Origin of the sequence: Bacillus cereus group sp. MYBK79-1 (genome assembly GCF_051915365.1) — a bacterium.
In the GTDB taxonomy this organism is placed as follows: domain Bacteria; phylum Bacillota; class Bacilli; order Bacillales; family Bacillaceae_G; genus Bacillus_A.
The window spans coordinates 152,003-167,738 of record NZ_JBQAEO010000004.1 but is presented as its reverse complement, the minus strand read 5'-3'; the positions used below and the strand labels follow the sequence as shown (position 1 = coordinate 167,738).

Genomic DNA, 15,736 nt, shown 5'->3' with positions numbered 1-15,736 from the left:
AAAATATGGCTGCACCTATAAAAATGATTCAAAAACAAGAATTAACTGAGGAAGAAATAAAACAGCAAAAACTAGATGATTTAAAAGAGCTTCTAGCTAATAATGAAGGAGCTTTAAATCAAATGTTTAATATTGTCGGTGAATTAAATGACATCGGAATGCTAGAAGCCGCAAATTCTATGCTAAAGGCGAAAGAACCAATCGCAAAGATTGTTCTTGGCCAAGTGACTCGTGAGCCTGTTACAAATTTAATTAATAATATGATGGGTGCTGCGGGTGCTTTAACAGAACTTGATCCGGAACTTACAAAAAAGCTTATAGGTAGTTTATTAGTAGGACTAGAAGAAGGTAATGAACATCTAGAGAGTAATAAAAAAGTAGGAGTATTTGATCTTATGAAAGTATTGAAAGATCCAGATATTAACCGTGCTATCGGGTTTGGGCTTCATTTCTTAAAAGGTATGGGTAAAGGGTTAAAAGACGAATAATCTTCATGAGGTGAATCTTTTCGCCCAAATGTTGGTGTGAAATAGTTTGGGCGAAAGGATCATTTTGGTAAAATATATAATAAAGTAAAATGAGGATTTTGGGAGGTATAATTGTATGTCAAAAAAAGTACATGAATTTAATGATATGATACGAAAACTTAGAAAGGAACTTTTCGGAAAAGGACCAGAACGAATTCATACTGTTTTTGCTGAAAATATGGCGATTGCGACCCTTTACGGAAACTTAACACCTACTGAAAAATTCATTTCAAGTACGATGGACGGCGCGGAAATGGTTCATATGGCTAGAACGAAAATGATTCAAGAAGTGTATGCCGCAAATTCCCGTGAACATTTGGAGGAACTTGTTGGAGCGAAATTAGTGAATTTGTTTTCAGATATGAAAGTGGAAGAAGATATTGCAGTTTCGGTATTCGTTTTTGATAAAAATATAACGTGAGAGAAGGATACTGATCGTGAAACCGATACAGGTAGAAAGAGAAATCTTTCGTTATGAACAAGGGGCGTTTAAACATATAGAGGACAGCATTGTAACAGAGTTTCCAGTCACGATTAAAATGAACGGACAGGAGTTTGTTACAATGGTTAGTACTCCAGAATATATAGAAGATATGGTAATAGGCTTTTTAGCATCTGAAGGAATCATTCGGAAGTATGAAGATATTGATGACATATGGGTACAAGAGAAAGAAGGGTTTGTACATGTCACAACGAAAAAAGTGAATCCGTATTACGAACAAATGCAAAATAAACGTTATATTACTTCATGCTGTGGTATGAGTAGACAAGGGTTTGTTTTTGCAAACGATGCACTAAGCGCAAAAAAAATGAACGGTTTCCATGTACAGGTTGGTGTAGAAGATTGTTTTCGATTGATGGAAGAAATGCAGCAATCTGCGGAGACGTTTCGTCATACAGGTGGAGTTCATAATGCATCTTTGTGCGATGTGAATGGTATTATTTTAAGCCGAATGGATATTGGTAGACATAATGCGCTAGATAAAATTTACGGATATTGCTTAAAAAATAATATTTCTATGAGCGATAAAATCATTGTATTTAGTGGTCGTATTTCTTCGGAAATATTATTGAAAGTTGCAAAAATTGGTTGTGAAATTATATTGTCAAAATCAGCTCCAACTGAGTTGGCTTTGCAGCTAGCAGAAGAGCTGGGCATTACTACAATAGGTTTTATTCGTAATGAGTCTTTAAATGTATATACGCATCCAGAACGTGTTTTAAATATAAAATAAGTAAAAGTGAGGCAATGAAGATGAAATCAGTTACATTAGACAAATTGCAACGTCCGTTAAAGGATTTACGTATTTCAGTCACTGATCGCTGTAATTTTCGCTGTCGATATTGTATGCCAGAAGAAATATTTGGTCCTGATTACTCGTTTTTGTCTAATGATAAAATTTTATCTTTTGATGAAATTGAAAGGATAACTCGTATTTTCGTTTCTTTAGGTGTGAGAAAGTTACGAATTACAGGTGGGGAACCGCTACTTCGAAAAGGGCTTCCAGAGCTTATTGAGCGGCTTAATAAAATAGACGGTGTAGAGGATATCGGTTTAACGACAAATGGATCGTTACTTAAAAAATTTGCACCTGATTTATATAAGGCGGGTTTATCACGTGTGACAGTTAGTTTAGATTCCTTAGAAGAAGAGCGGTTTTTCTATTTGAATGGTAATAGGAGCAAAGTGCAAAGGGTTCTGGAAGGAATACAGGCTGCAGCTGAAGTTGGTATGAAAATTAAAATAAACATGGTCGTGCAAAAGGGGAAAAATGAACAAGATGTTTTGCAAATGGCACAATATTTTAAAGAAAATAAACATATTCTTCGTTTTATTGAGTATATGGACGTTGGAAATTATAACGGTTGGGAGTTAAAAGAGGTCGTCTCGAAACAAGAAATAGTAGATGCGATTCATCAAGTTATGCCATTAGAACGGATAGAAGCGAATTATACTGGTGAGGTAGCTACTCGTTATCGTTACGTTGGAAGTGATGAAGAAATAGGAATTATTTCATCTGTCACAGATTCTTTCTGTTCATCATGTACGAGAGCCCGCATTTCTGCAGAAGGAAAATTATATACTTGTTTGTTCGCTTCTAAAGGAAATGATTTGAGAGAACTGCTTCGATCTGAATACACTGACGAGGAAATAACAGATGTAGTACGCGATATATGGAATAACCGAGAAGATCGCTATTCGGATGAACGCTTAAGTAATACAAGTAAAAAAAGAGTGCCTAAAATAGAAATGTCACATATTGGTGGTTGATATTTAAAAGTGACGTTATGGTAAAACATATACAAAATGGAAAATGTGCAACGTTTGTAGATTTTCTATTTTATAGTAAAAGTGATGATTGATATCTCTGTAAAAGATGTGCAGAGAGGTTAAGCAGCATTCAAAAACCTTTATTTTGAGGAGATTTTTTGAAGCTGCTTTTTTATTTGGAGAAAATGGAGGAATTGGTAATGTCATTTCATAAACCGGAACAAATTGCTGAACTCGTAATTGAGGCCGGTGTTCAAAAAGTAAGTCAGACCTTGCCAGCAATGCTTATTCTCGGTTTTTTAGGAGGCGCATTTATTTCATTAGGATTTTTACTTAACATTCGAGTTTTAGGTAATTTACCTGATCGCTGGGGGAGTTTAGTGAATATTTTAGGAGGCGCTGTTTTTCCTATTGGACTCATGCTCGTAGTATTAGCAGGAGGAGAATTAATTACCGGAAATATGATGTCAATGTCTATGGCACTTTATGCAAAGAAAATTACATTGATAAGTGTACTCCATAACTGGGTTTGGATTACGCTTATGAATTTTATTGGAGCTATTTTTGTTGCATATTGCTTTGGTCATATTGGGGGATTAACAGAGGGGGATTATTTAAATAAAACGGTAGCGATAGCAGAAGGAAAGTTACATGAATCATTTGGGAGAACTTTAATTTTAGCAATTGGTTGTAATTGGCTTGTTTGCCTTGCGCTTTGGCTCGCTTATGGGACGAGCGATTTTGTCGGAAAGATAATCGGAATTTGGATTCCAATTATGGCATTTGTAGTGATCGGATTTCAACAAGTAGTAGCAAATATGTTCGTAATTTCAGCAGTTATTTTTGCAGGTCATCTAACGTGGATGGACCTTGCTAAGAACTTTGTTCCTGTTTTTATCGGAAATGTAATTGGAGGAGCTGGGTTTGTTGGATTTGCATATTTTGCTTGTTATCAAAAACAACATTCTAATATGAAAAAGAGTTCTTGAGAGGAAGGGTATGTAATGGCTGAGCGGTATTCACGACAACAGTTGTTCAAACCAATTGGTAGTAAAGGACAAGAAAAAATTCGGAATAAACATGTGTTAATTGTAGGCGCAGGGGCATTAGGAAGTGCAAGTGCCGAAAGTTTCGTACGTGCAGGTATTGGGAAGTTGACAATTATTGATCGTGATTACGTAGAATGGAGTAATTTACAAAGGCAACAACTATATTCTGAAGTAGATGTGAGAGGCAAAATGCCGAAAGCAATTGCTGCAAAAAATCGGTTGGAACAACTTAATTCGGAAGTACAAATACATGCTTTCGTAATGGATGCAGTTGCAGAAAATATGGAAAGTCTATTAAAAAATGTAGATGTAATAATTGATGCAACAGATAATTTTGATATCCGATTTATAATAAATGATTTATCACAAAAACATAATATTCCGTGGGTATATGGTTCTTGCGTTGGCTCATACGGTATGAGTTATACAATTATTCCGCAAGAGACACCGTGTTTACATTGTGTACTGAAGAATGTTCCTGTTACAGGTGTGACGTGTGATACCGCTGGAATTATTAGTCCGACTGTTCAAATTGTCGCAGCATATCAAGTGGCAGAAGCATTCAAAATTTTAGTAGAAGATTTTTCAGCAATTAGAAAAACGTTTTTCATGTTTGATATATGGAGTAACCAAAACCATATTATAAAACTAGGGAAAATCAAAACAGACGATTGCCCTTCTTGCGGTTTGAATCGAACTTATCCTTATTTATCATACGAGAATCAAACGAAGGTAGCTGTTTTGTGCGGAAGAAATACAGTTCAAATTAGACCAGTAGAAAATAGACAGTACAATTTTGATGATATAGAAACAGTATTAAAAAAACTTGGGAAAGTAGATCGAAACCCATATTTACTATCTTGCCATCTAGACGATTACCGCGTTGTTATTTTTCAAGATGGTCGTGTTTTCATTCATGGTACAAATGATATTTCGAAAGCGAAGCAACTATATTATCGCGTATTCGGTTAATAGAGAGGGTTGTCAATAATGGAAAGAAGAGTACCAATTACGGTGGAAGAAGCTGTTCGTAAAGTAATGGGATTTGCTAATAAGGGATTAAAGGAGCTGCTACCTATTGAATTAGCTTACGGACGTATATTAGCAGAAGATTTAGTAGCTGATCATGATGTACCTTCATTCAATCGTTCACCGTATGACGGGTTTGCTATTAGAGCAGAGGATACTACTTTAGCGAGCTATGAAAAACCAATTGCATTTGAGGTAGTTGGAGAGATTGGGGCAGGATCGATATTTCATGAAGAAATCGGTCCGTTTCAAGCAGTTCGAATTATGACAGGGGCACAGATTCCGAAAGGGTGTGATGCAGTTGTCATGTTAGAACTAGCTCGTCAATATGAGGATGACGGAAACAATTATATGGAAGTGAAGCGATCATTCAAAACGGGAGACAATATTTCTTTTCAAGGTGAAGATGTTCATAAAGGAGCAGTTCTTGCGAAGAAAGGGTCATACATTAATCCAGGTATTTCAGCTCTTCTTGCTACGTTTGGCTATAGCGAGGTGCCAGTGGCGAGAAAGCCTGTAATTGGGTTGTTAGCGACCGGTAGTGAGTTACTGGATGTAAATGATTCCTTACAGCCAGGGAAAATCCGAAATAGTAATACGTATATGATATTGTCTCAAATTCGAAGAGCAGGCGGAAGAGTAAAATATTTTGGGAAGTTTAGCGATGATTTTAATACATGTTTTACAGCTGTAAAAGAAGCGTTAAGCCAAGTAGATATGCTCATTACAACAGGCGGTGTATCAGTAGGAGATTATGATTATTTACCAGCTATTTACGAAAAGTTAGGTGCATCGGTTCTTTTCAATAAAGTTGCAATGCGACCAGGGAGTGTTACGACTGTAGCGCAATTAAATGGCAAGTTATTATTTGGTTTATCAGGAAATCCATCTGCTTGTTACGTAGGGTTTGAATTATTTGTAAGACCTTGTATTCGGACGTATATGTTTAGTGAAAAAGCACATTTAAAAAGAGAAAAAGCGTTATTAGGAGAAGATTTTCTAAAACCAAATCCATTTACAAGGTTTGTGCGAGCAAAACTGGCATATAACGAAGGACAGTTAATCGCTTATCCGTCAGGGTTTGATAAATCTAGCTCGGTTTCTTCTCTAGCAGAGACAAATATATTTATTGTACTTCCAGGTGGTACGAGAGGTTATAAAAAAGATATGTTCGTAGATGTTCTCTTGCTGGAAGATAACGAAGGTAGTGAATGGCCTTGGGCATTTTATAAAGTGAAACTTTAATCAGTGGGAGGTTTCTTCATCCCCACTGATTATTAGTTGAACCAATCGGACTTTTATGGGCAGTTGATCCCCCACCTAACTTCTTTGCTTTCGCTGAATTTTGAGGTGGGGGTCTTACTGCCCGTTAAAGCGGGATAAAGTGAGAGGTGGTTCTAATGGGACAAGCGCTATTTGAGATTGTAGATATACCAATTGTAGTTGAAGAAGTAACGAATAAAGTCGCAAGAAGAGAAGCAGGTGCGATTACGACATTTATTGGTACGGTGAGAGAATTAACAAAAGGAAAACGAACGTTACATCTAGAGTACGAAGCCTATAAACCGATGGCAGTAAAACAACTTACGAGAATTGGTGAAGAAATGAATGAAAAGTGGCCGGACGCGAAAGTAGCAATTACGCACCGTGTAGGTCGATTAGAAATAATGGATATTGCAGTTGTTATTGCCGTTTCATCACCGCATCGTAAAGTAGCTTATGAAGCGAATGAATACGCAATTGAACGTATAAAGAGGATTGTTCCAATTTGGAAAAAAGAATTTTGGGAAGATGGGACGATGTGGATTGGAGATCAACTTGAAAATACGCCTTATCCAGAAGGAAAACCAAAGAAGGAAGAATGAGAAATGATTACAATTTTACTGTTTGCAAATTTGCGTGAGGAAGTCGGATTAGATCGACTAGTAATTTTAGAAAAACAAGAAATGACTGTTGGGCAATTAAAAGAATGGATGAAAGAAAGCTATCACTTGCAATCTTTAGATACTGTAATGGTAGCAGTTAACGAAGAGTTTGTAACGAATACAGACATGATACAAGTTGGAGATGTAGTCGCATTCATTCCGCCTGTTAGTGGAGGGTGATACGTGTTATATGATGAGTTATTTCTCACTAGTTGAAAAATAGCTAGATTGATGTATTACAAAAAACTGTATTGGGACATGATGTTATAAATAAGTTAAGAATACGGGAAGGGATGAGTGCTATGCTTACTCATGAACAAATCATGAATGCTTTAAAACATGTGGAGGATCCAGAGTTACACAAAAGTATTGTAGAATTAAATATGGTTAGAAATATACAAATGAATGGAACAGAGGTTAAACTTGAAGTAGTGCTAACGATTCAAGGTTGTCCGTTAAAAGCAAAAATTCAGCAAGATATCGAAGAATCACTTCATGCAATTGGTGCCTCTAAAGTGGATTTAACATTTGGTTCTATGACGAGTGAAGAACGTGCAGCTTTAACAGAGAAATTAAAGAAAAATACTAGAACAGAAACGGGTATGCCAAGCATGCTTCGCCCGGATTCAGGAGTACAGTTTATTACTGTAACGAGCGGTAAAGGTGGAGTCGGAAAATCAACAGTGACAATCAATCTTGCAACGGCACTAGCTCGTATGGGGAAAAAGGTGGGGATATTAGATGCAGATATTTATGGTTTTAGCATTCCAGCTATGATGGAAACGAATCAGAAACCAACGATGATTGATCAAACGGCAATTCCAGTCGTTAGTCACGGTGTTAAAATTATGTCGATGGGATTTTTTACGGAAGGAAATAACCCAGTTATGTGGCGCGGACCGATGTTAAATAAATGGATTCAAAATTTCCTTGCAAATACGCACTGGGGAGAATTGGATTATTTACTGCTTGATTTACCACCAGGTACAGGAGATGTTGCTATTGATGTTGCAGCGATGATCCCGCAGGCGAAAGAAATAATCGTTACAACTCCGCACAATGTAGCTTCATTCGTTGCTTCAAGAGTCGGTGTAATGGCAAAACATACGAATCATGAGATTTTAGGTATTGTAGAAAATATGGCTTATTATGAAGAACAAGATGGATCGAAAAATTACCTCTTCGGAAAAGGCGGCGGTGAAATGCTCGCAGAACAATTGCAAACAGAAGTAATTGCCAAAATACCTTTTGCAAAACGTGAAGAAAATAACGGTTCATCTGTATATGATGAAGATTCTCTTGTTGGGGAAGTATTTACATCGTTAGCGGAGGATATTATTTATAGAGGATAGGGGAGGAAGTTTAATATGGCATGTAACATTGATCATTCTATTGAAGATGTGATGAATAAGCTTGAAAGTCAGAAGAGTTTTTTATCTGAAGAGATTTTTATAGGATTAAAGGGATTTTTGCAAGGTAATCATTCACAGAAAGTATTAAATGACGTCTTTCATCTTCTAAAAAAGTATGACTTAGTTAGTGAAGAAGAACGAGAGGCGAGAAATGCACAATTATTGCACATTATGAGGTAAGGTAAATACTCTTTGGCTTTAGAATTTTTTCAGAAGGGGTGAATGTGATGGATATGAAAAAGATGATTGAAACGATAGAAGCAACTAAAGCGACTGATGGAGAATTATCGATTTCTAATTTACATCCAAAGCTTGTGAAGTTGTATAGTCAAAAAGATAGTACAGAGTACACGGAGCTATTAAAATACATTTTATCATTGTCTGTGCAGCTGAAGTTGAATCTCGTATTGAAATATTTTGGTGTGCGTCCGATTGTTGCTGCAGATGAGCGTGTGCAATTTCAAGAGATATTTAAATGCTTAGTTAAGAAAGATGATAATGGGGAATGGTTTTTGAATTTAGTTTCTTTATATGTAGGACTAATTGTAGTTTTTCATTTTGATGAGAAAGAGATTGAGAGAAGTTTTTTGTGTGATATGACTACAGTAGGTGAAGGAAATGAAAAAGAAATATAAATATATACTCATAACATTTTTCTTTTTAATAGCTGTAATCGCGCTTTCTATTGGTTATGTAAATATGAAGGTAATGAATTAAGAGCAACCAACTAAACTAGTGTGCTAAAAAGCGTTCTTCAGTTGTTTCCATCATTTTTTCATGTTACTATTAAGCGAATTTTTCATAGGGAGAGAAAGCGATGAAATGGATTTATTTTATTATTATTAACGTTATAGCTTTTAGCCTTATGGGGCTTGATAAACGAAAAGCAAAGAAGAAACAGTGGAGAACGCCAGAAAGTACGTTGTTTTTATCGGCGGCAGCTGGAGGCGCAGTGGGTGCTTGGATTGGGATGTATATGTTTCACCATAAAACACATAAAAAGAAATTTGTTTTCGGTATACCGTTACTTGTCGTTGTAACAGTATGTTTACTTTTTGTTGTATGAGAAATGTCGAAAGAATTGCAGATTGATTATTGGTAAAGTGAGCACATGGGACCGTATAATGGAGAAAAATGAGAAGAGGAGAAAAGGGAAGATGGGGAGTCAAACAGCACAGCAAAAAAAAGGGATTATATATGCGGCTGGTGCTTATACGATGTGGGGAATCCTACCAATCTATTGGAAATGGGTTGAGGAAGTTCCAGCAGATGAAATATTAGCACACCGCATCGTTTGGGCGTTCGTTTTTATGTTACTTGTATTAGGTGTTACGAAGAGGTTTCGTCAGTTTATTGGGGAGTTCGTGAATCTTTTTAAACGACCTAAATTATTAATGTCATTAACAATAGCTTCAGTCTTGATTAGCGGAAACTGGTTTGTCTACATATGGGCCGTTAATCATAATCATGTCATTGAAGCGAGTCTCGGATATTATATTAATCCGCTTATTAGTATCTTACTTGGTACAGTTGTATTAAAGGAAAAGTTAAACTTTTGGCAATATGTTGCAGTTGGTTTAGCTGGAGTAGGGGTTATTATTTTAACAGTCCGTTTCGGATCTATTCCGTGGGTTTCTTTATCACTTGCCTTTTCATTTGGATTATACGGATTAACGAAAAAATTGTTAAACTATGATGCGACAATTGGGCTTACGATGGAAACGATGTTAGTGACACCGTTTGCGATTATTTATCTCGTTATGACAGGAGTGCATGGATTCGGTTCATTTGGATCTATTTCCATGTTATCGACGTTATTATTAATAGGAGCAGGAATTGTTACAGCTTTACCACTTTTTTATTTTGCAAAAGGAGCACAACTTATTCCGCTTTATATGGTAGGTTTTTTACAATATATTGCACCAACGATTAGTTTAATTTTAGGTGTATTCGTATTTGGTGAACATTTCACATCTACTCATATGATTGCATTTTTCTGTATATGGGTTGCATTATTTGTATTCTCGGTAGCGAAAACAAAGTTCTTAGTGCAGAAACAACCGAAATTTATAAAAAATAAATCAGCAAAAGTATCATAATGCGTAGTATTTTCTACGCATTTTTCTTTATACTTATACTATAAAGAATTTCCATTATAGCTAGTAGGGAGCTGAGAACGTGGAAACAATTTTACATAATGATCCGCTTATGGCCGCTGTAATTTCATGGTTTTTAGCACAATTAACGAAAGTAGTCTTTAAATTAGTTAAAACGGGTGAATTCGATTTTGCAAAGTTTTTCGCTTCAGGTGGGATGCCCAGTTCTCATGCTTCAACTGTTACAGCACTTGCGACCGGTGTTGGCGTTGTGGAAGGTGTGGAAAGTACCCTATTTGCTGTTGCTGCTATCTTTGCAATAATTGTTATGTATGATGCGTCAGGAGTAAGGCTCGCAGTAAGTAAACAGGCAAAAATATTGAATGAGTTTTTTCACGGTAGACAAACAGAATATAAGAAGTTAAATGAACTTGTCGGGCATACGCCGTATGAAGTAGTAGCTGGTGCTTTATTAGGGATAATTGTCGGGGTAGGATATTGTTTATGAGCAGAGCATCGTATATGTTCTGCTTTTCTTTGTTTTCATACATATTCAGTTACTTTTTTGAATATCGTTATACGGATTTCGAAAGGGTGGGTGAGTAACTTGTTATTATATGAAAAAGTGCATGAAGAAATAGCGAGAAGAACAACTGCACTTCAAACGATGCAAAGGCAAGATGGTACGTGGCGGTTTTGTTTTGAAGGAGCGCCATTAACCGATTGTCATATGATTTTTTTATTAAAATTATTAGGTAGAGATAAAGAGATAGAACCGTTTGTAAAAAGATTAGCATCACTCCAAACGAATGAAGGAACATGGAAATTGTATGAAGATGAAGTAGGGGGTAATTTATCTGCTACAATTCAATCTTATGCTGCTTTACTTGCATCAGAAAAATATACAAAAGAAGATGCGAATATGAAGCGAGCGGAGATGTTTATAAATGAGCGTGGCGGGGTAGCGCGTGCTCATTTTATGACGAAGTTTTTATTAGCAATTCACGGAGAATATGAATATCCTCCATTCTTTCATTTACCAACACCAATCATGTTTCTACAGAATGATTCCCCCCTCAGTATATTTGAACTCAGTAGCTCAGCACGTATCCATTTAATTCCGATGATGGTGTGTTTAAATAAAAGATTTCGAGTAGGGAAAAAGTTATTGCCAAATTTAAATCACATTGCGGGCGGGGGCGGAGAGTGGTTTCGGGAGGATAGGTCTCCCCTGTTTCAAACATTATTAAGTGATGTGAAGAAAATTATAACGTATCCACTTTCGTTACATCATAAAGGATATGAGGAAGTCGAACGTTTTATGAAAGAGCGTATTGATGAGAATGGAACGTTATATAGTTACGCAACTGCCTCGTTTTATATGATTTATGCTTTACTTGCATTAGGACATTCTATTCAATCATCCATGATTCAAAAGGCTATAACCGGGATAACATCTTATATATGGAAGATGGAAAGAGGGTATCATTTGCAAAACTCTCCTTCAACTGTATGGGATACGGCTTTACTTAGCTATGCGTTACAAGAGGCCCACGTTCAGAAAGATAACAAGATGGTTCAACATGCAGCAGTGTATTTATTAAAAAAACAACATACAAAAAAAGCTGATTGGAGCGTACATGCTCCGGCGCTTACTCCGGGCGGTTGGGGTTTTTCAGATGTGAATACGACAATTCCAGATGTTGATGATACAACAGCTGTGCTAAGAGCGTTAGCAAGAAATAGAGGAAACGAAAAGGTAGATTATGCTTGGATGAAAGGGATCAATTGGGTTAAAGGATTACAAAATAATGATGGTGGCTGGGGAGCTTTTGAAAAAGGTGTGACGAGCAATTTATTAGCGAATTTACCGATTGAAAATGCAAGCGATATGATTACAGACCCTTCTACACCGGATATTACAGGAAGAGTGTTAGAGTTTTTTGGGACATATGCGCAAAATGAATTGCCAGAGAAACAAACACAAAGTGCGATAAATTGGTTAATGAATGTACAAGAGGAAAATGGATCATGGTATGGGAAATGGGGAATTTGTTATATATATGGTACGTGGGCTGTTATGACAGGTTTACGGTCACTTGGAATTCCATCTAGCAATCCATCATTGAAACGAGCGGCTTTATGGCTTGAACATATACAGCATGAAGATGGTGGCTGGGGAGAATCTTGCAAAAGTAGTGTGGAGAAAAGGTTTGTTACTTTACCATTTAGTACACCATCCCAAACAGCATGGGCGTTAGATGCTCTCATTTCTTACTATGATAAAGAAACACCAACTATTCGAAAAGGTATTTCATATTTGCTTGCGAGTCCTAATGATAATGAACACTATCCTACCGGAACAGGTTTACCAGGTGGGTTTTACATTCATTATCATAGCTATGCCCGTATATATCCGCTACTTACTTTGGCACATTATATAAGAAAATATAGAAAATAAACCGAGAGATATCTCTCGGTTTATTTTGCCCGGTAGTAGGTCCCTGTTGAAAAGAATAAGGTTGTGCTTTCCTTATTTTTCTGTTGACTGGCTTTTTTGACGTGCATCAGCGGCATGTGCACGTGCGTTTGCCTCTAAGTCATTGTGGTCAGCGAGTTCACGGGAGAACTCAACATCAATGCCATCAGCAGCTTTGTTTTGCTTGAAATTTTTTTTGTTCATTCGACACAATCTCCTTGCGCTTTATCCCGCTTTAATGGGCAGTAAGACCCCCACCTCAAAATTCAGCGAAAGCAAAGAAGTTAGATGGGGGATCAACTCCCCATAAAAGTCCGATTGGTTCAACTAATAATCAGTGGGGGATGGAGAAACCTCCACTGATTAAAGTTTCACTTTATGCGACGTTGCAAAGTTAGTTTGACACAAATAGACTTTTTTATACAAAGAGGAATTGGAAAGCAAAAAGCCGAAATATACAGTATAAGTAATAGAAATGGGGGATAGGGATGGACTTTTTAAATGGGAAAACAGCTGTTGTAACAGGAGCTGCACAGGGAATTGGAAAAGAGATTGCAAGGGTTTATGCAAAACTAGGGGCGAAAGTATTAATTAGCGATGTGAATGAAGAGAAGCTACAAAAAACGACACGTGAGTTATCGGATGAAGGATATGAAGTGAGCTTATATCAATGTGATGTGAGTAATCAAAATGAAGCGAAGTCATTAATTGAATATGCGGTTCAAAAATTTGGTACATTACATATTTTGGTGAATAACGCCGGGATTACAAGAGATGCAATGTTACATAAAATGGAGAAGTCTTCTTGGGAACAAGTATTACAAGTGAACTTAACTGGTGTTTTTTATTGTATGCAACCAGCGCTTCTTTATATGAGGCAACAAGGGTATGGACGCATTATTAATATATCTTCAATTAGTAGAGAAGGAAACATAGGTCAAGCGAATTATGCGGCTACGAAGGCAGGCGTTGTAGGTTTAACGAAAACGGCAGCGAAAGAAGTTGGAAGTTTCGGCATTACGTGTAATGCGATTTGCCCAGGATTTATGGATACAGATATGACAAAAACAATACCAGATAAAGTGAAAGAAAAGATGGTTGGTGCGATTCCAGTTGGTAGAATTGGAACGCCAGAAGATATTGCAAACGCAGCGGCCTTTTTAGCATCAGAATACGCGTCCTATATTACAGGAGAAGTATTGAATGTGAGCGGGGGACTTCAAGTTTAAATGAATACATAATGAAAAGAACCTGACCAGATAGGTCAGGTTCTTTTTCGTTAGTTTAAGTTGAGCCAAACGCTCTTCACTTCTGTATAGTTATTTAATGCGTAAGATCCCATTTCACGGCCAAGGCCGGATTGTTTAAATCCTCCAAATGGAGATGCTGCATCAAAGACGTTATAACAGTTTACCCATACTGTACCAGCACGTACTTTACTTGCAACATAGTGTGCTGTTTTAACATTTTCTGTCCACACACCAGCCGCTAAGCCGAATTGTGATTTATTTGCACGTTCAATTACTTCATCAATATCGTTAAACGGTATTGCAGAAATAACTGGACCGAAAATTTCTTCTTTTGCGATCGTCATTTCGTCATTTACGTCAGCGAATACTGTAGGGGAAACGAAGTAGCCTTGATCGAATGGATTACTTCCTCCGCAAAGTACTTCAGCACCTTCTTCAATTCCTTTTTCAATGTAGCCCATTACACGTTTTTGTTGTTCTTCAGAAACGAGAGGACCGATTGTAGTTTCTGGACTTAAGCCAGCACCTTGATTTAATTTTTTAGAGTAAAGGACAAGGTCAGCCATGACATTATCATACATTTTCTTTGGAACAAATAAGCGTGATCCAGCAGAGCATACTTGTCCTTGGTTAAACATAACACCAGAAAGTGCACCAGGAATCGCGCGGGATAAATCAGCATCTGGCAAGATGATATTTGGTGATTTACCGCCTAACTCAAGTGTAACGCGCTTTAATGATTCAGATGCTTGTCGCATAATTTGTTTACCGACAGGAGTAGAACCAGTAAATGCAATTTTATCAACGAGTGGATGATTAACAAGAGCTTGTCCAGCTGATTCACCGAATCCAGGAACGATATTAATAACACCTTTCGGGAATCCAGCTTCTTCAATTAATTCAGCTAAGTATAGAGCGGATAATGGAGTTTGTTCTGCAGGTTTTAAAACGATTGTACATCCTGTAGCAAGCGCAGCTCCCATTTTCCACATTGCCATAAGAAGTGGGAAGTTCCAAGGGATAATTTGACCAACGACACCAACAGCTTCATGGCGTGTATAGTTAAAGTAATTACCAGAAACAGGGATTGTTTGACCAACAATTTTTGTCGCCCAGCCAGCATAATAGCGCATATGCTCAATTGCAAGTGGTATGTCTGCTGCCATTGTTTCACGGATAGGCTTTCCATTATCTAACGTTTCGAGCTGTGCAAGCTCTTCTTTATGTTCTTCCATTAAATCAGCTAACTTGTACATAAGACGGCTTCGCTCAGCAGTGCTCATGCGAGACCAAGGACCTTCGTCAAAAGCCATGCGAGCTGCAACAACAGCTTTATGAATATCTTCGCGCCCCGCTTCAGAAACGACGGCAAGTGTTTCGCCAGTTGCTGGGTTAGGTGTTTTAAATGTTTTTCCGGAAGCGCTTTCAATGAAGGATCCATTCACATATAACTTTTTTGTACCTTGAAGAAACTTTTCTACCTTTTCATGAAGATTTACAGCTAGTTGACTCATTGTATAACCCCCTTGAAAATATAATGTAAACGCAGTACGAGACGGCGTTTATTCCGAAATCAAGGATGTAGGAACTAGATGGAAAGCCTCTAATTTAAATCATAATTAACAAATACTGAAAATTCAAATTTCATTTGTGTTACAATTGTAAAAAATATGTAATGTAAGAGAATCTTCTATATG

At 37.1% G+C, this 15,736-nt stretch carries 19 protein-coding genes; 17 read left to right on the top strand and 2 right to left on the bottom strand.

All coding sequences use genetic code 11. The features are described 5' to 3' along the window. Nucleotides 1-5: 5 nt before the first annotated feature. The 16 genes from ACTFOB_RS09590 (at nucleotide 6) to ACTFOB_RS09515 (ending at nucleotide 12,771) form a co-directional block, all read left to right on the top strand. A complete protein-coding gene (locus ACTFOB_RS09590; protein WP_440025652.1) occupies nucleotides 6-488 on the top strand; it encodes a DUF1641 domain-containing protein in 483 nt (160 codons plus the stop codon). A 115-nt stretch (nucleotides 489-603) separates the two neighbouring features. Further along, nucleotides 604-948, top strand: a complete 345-nt coding sequence (locus ACTFOB_RS09585) for a DUF2294 domain-containing protein (RefSeq protein WP_000039582.1) — start codon at nucleotides 604-606, stop codon at nucleotides 946-948. A gap of 16 nt (nucleotides 949-964) precedes the next feature. Further along, on the top strand, nucleotides 965-1,762 hold the full coding sequence (gene fdhD, locus ACTFOB_RS09580; protein ID WP_440025653.1) for a formate dehydrogenase accessory sulfurtransferase FdhD: 798 nt from the start codon (nucleotides 965-967) through the stop codon (nucleotides 1,760-1,762). Nucleotides 1,763-1,782: 20 nt separating this feature from the next. Continuing rightward, entirely contained in the window at nucleotides 1,783-2,799 is a 1,017-nt protein-coding gene (gene moaA, locus ACTFOB_RS09575) for a GTP 3',8-cyclase MoaA (RefSeq protein WP_440025654.1), read from the top strand. A 200-nt stretch (nucleotides 2,800-2,999) separates the two neighbouring features. Beyond that, nucleotides 3,000-3,788: a formate/nitrite transporter family protein gene (locus ACTFOB_RS09570; protein WP_440025656.1), complete on the top strand. Its 789-nt coding sequence runs from the start codon at nucleotides 3,000-3,002 to the stop codon at nucleotides 3,786-3,788. A gap of 15 nt (nucleotides 3,789-3,803) precedes the next feature. Next, the gene (locus ACTFOB_RS09565) at nucleotides 3,804-4,820 is read left to right on the top strand and encodes a molybdopterin-synthase adenylyltransferase MoeB (protein ID WP_440025657.1); all 1,017 of its coding nucleotides are present in this window, start codon (nucleotides 3,804-3,806) and stop codon (nucleotides 4,818-4,820) included. 18 nt (nucleotides 4,821-4,838) lie between these two features. Beyond that, the gene (locus ACTFOB_RS09560; RefSeq protein ID WP_440025658.1) at nucleotides 4,839-6,122 is read left to right on the top strand and encodes a molybdopterin molybdotransferase MoeA; all 1,284 of its coding nucleotides are present in this window, start codon (nucleotides 4,839-4,841) and stop codon (nucleotides 6,120-6,122) included. A gap of 155 nt (nucleotides 6,123-6,277) precedes the next feature. After that, nucleotides 6,278-6,742, top strand: coding sequence for a molybdopterin synthase catalytic subunit MoaE (gene moaE, locus ACTFOB_RS09555; RefSeq protein ID WP_440025659.1), 465 nt, complete (start codon nucleotides 6,278-6,280; stop codon nucleotides 6,740-6,742). A 3-nt stretch (nucleotides 6,743-6,745) separates the two neighbouring features. Next, the gene (gene moaD, locus ACTFOB_RS09550; protein ID WP_440025661.1) at nucleotides 6,746-6,982 is read left to right on the top strand and encodes a molybdopterin converting factor subunit 1; all 237 of its coding nucleotides are present in this window, start codon (nucleotides 6,746-6,748) and stop codon (nucleotides 6,980-6,982) included. A 122-nt stretch (nucleotides 6,983-7,104) separates the two neighbouring features. Continuing rightward, complete coding sequence (locus tag ACTFOB_RS09545) at nucleotides 7,105-8,154, top strand: P-loop NTPase (RefSeq protein ID WP_440025662.1); 1,050 nt, start codon at nucleotides 7,105-7,107, stop codon at nucleotides 8,152-8,154. A 15-nt stretch (nucleotides 8,155-8,169) separates the two neighbouring features. Then, nucleotides 8,170-8,394, top strand: a complete 225-nt coding sequence (locus ACTFOB_RS09540; protein ID WP_440025664.1) for a hypothetical protein — start codon at nucleotides 8,170-8,172, stop codon at nucleotides 8,392-8,394. 47 nt (nucleotides 8,395-8,441) lie between these two features. After that, on the top strand, nucleotides 8,442-8,849 hold the full coding sequence (locus ACTFOB_RS09535) for a hypothetical protein (protein ID WP_440025665.1): 408 nt from the start codon (nucleotides 8,442-8,444) through the stop codon (nucleotides 8,847-8,849). Between the two features lie 182 nt (nucleotides 8,850-9,031). Further along, nucleotides 9,032-9,280 carry a DUF1294 domain-containing protein gene (locus ACTFOB_RS09530; protein WP_440025667.1) on the top strand — a complete coding sequence of 83 codons (249 nt, stop codon included), beginning with the start codon at nucleotides 9,032-9,034 and terminating at the stop codon, nucleotides 9,278-9,280. 91 nt (nucleotides 9,281-9,371) lie between these two features. Then, nucleotides 9,372-10,313, top strand: a complete 942-nt coding sequence (gene rarD / locus ACTFOB_RS09525) for an EamA family transporter RarD (RefSeq protein WP_429603130.1) — start codon at nucleotides 9,372-9,374, stop codon at nucleotides 10,311-10,313. Nucleotides 10,314-10,392: 79 nt separating this feature from the next. Next, on the top strand, nucleotides 10,393-10,818 hold the full coding sequence (locus tag ACTFOB_RS09520; protein ID WP_440025669.1) for a divergent PAP2 family protein: 426 nt from the start codon (nucleotides 10,393-10,395) through the stop codon (nucleotides 10,816-10,818). 99 nt (nucleotides 10,819-10,917) lie between these two features. Beyond that, on the top strand, nucleotides 10,918-12,771 hold the full coding sequence (locus ACTFOB_RS09515) for a terpene cyclase/mutase family protein (RefSeq protein WP_440025671.1): 1,854 nt from the start codon (nucleotides 10,918-10,920) through the stop codon (nucleotides 12,769-12,771). Between the two features lie 72 nt (nucleotides 12,772-12,843). On the opposite strand, the gene ACTFOB_RS09510 is transcribed toward ACTFOB_RS09515, so the two are convergent. Further along, nucleotides 12,844-12,993, bottom strand: a complete 150-nt coding sequence (locus ACTFOB_RS09510) for a YfhD family protein (RefSeq protein WP_440025672.1) — start codon at nucleotides 12,991-12,993, stop codon at nucleotides 12,844-12,846. A gap of 284 nt (nucleotides 12,994-13,277) precedes the next feature. Here ACTFOB_RS09510 and fabG point away from each other — a divergent pair, with 284 nt between their 5' ends. Further along, nucleotides 13,278-14,018 (top strand): 3-oxoacyl-ACP reductase FabG, encoded by a 741-nt coding sequence (gene fabG, locus ACTFOB_RS09505; RefSeq protein ID WP_440025673.1) that lies wholly within the window; start codon nucleotides 13,278-13,280, stop codon nucleotides 14,016-14,018. Nucleotides 14,019-14,068: 50 nt separating this feature from the next. On the opposite strand, the gene dhaS is transcribed toward fabG, so the two are convergent. Next, entirely contained in the window at nucleotides 14,069-15,553 is a 1,485-nt protein-coding gene (gene dhaS / locus ACTFOB_RS09500; protein ID WP_000080284.1) for an aldehyde dehydrogenase DhaS, read from the bottom strand. Nucleotides 15,554-15,736 lie beyond the last annotated feature (183 nt).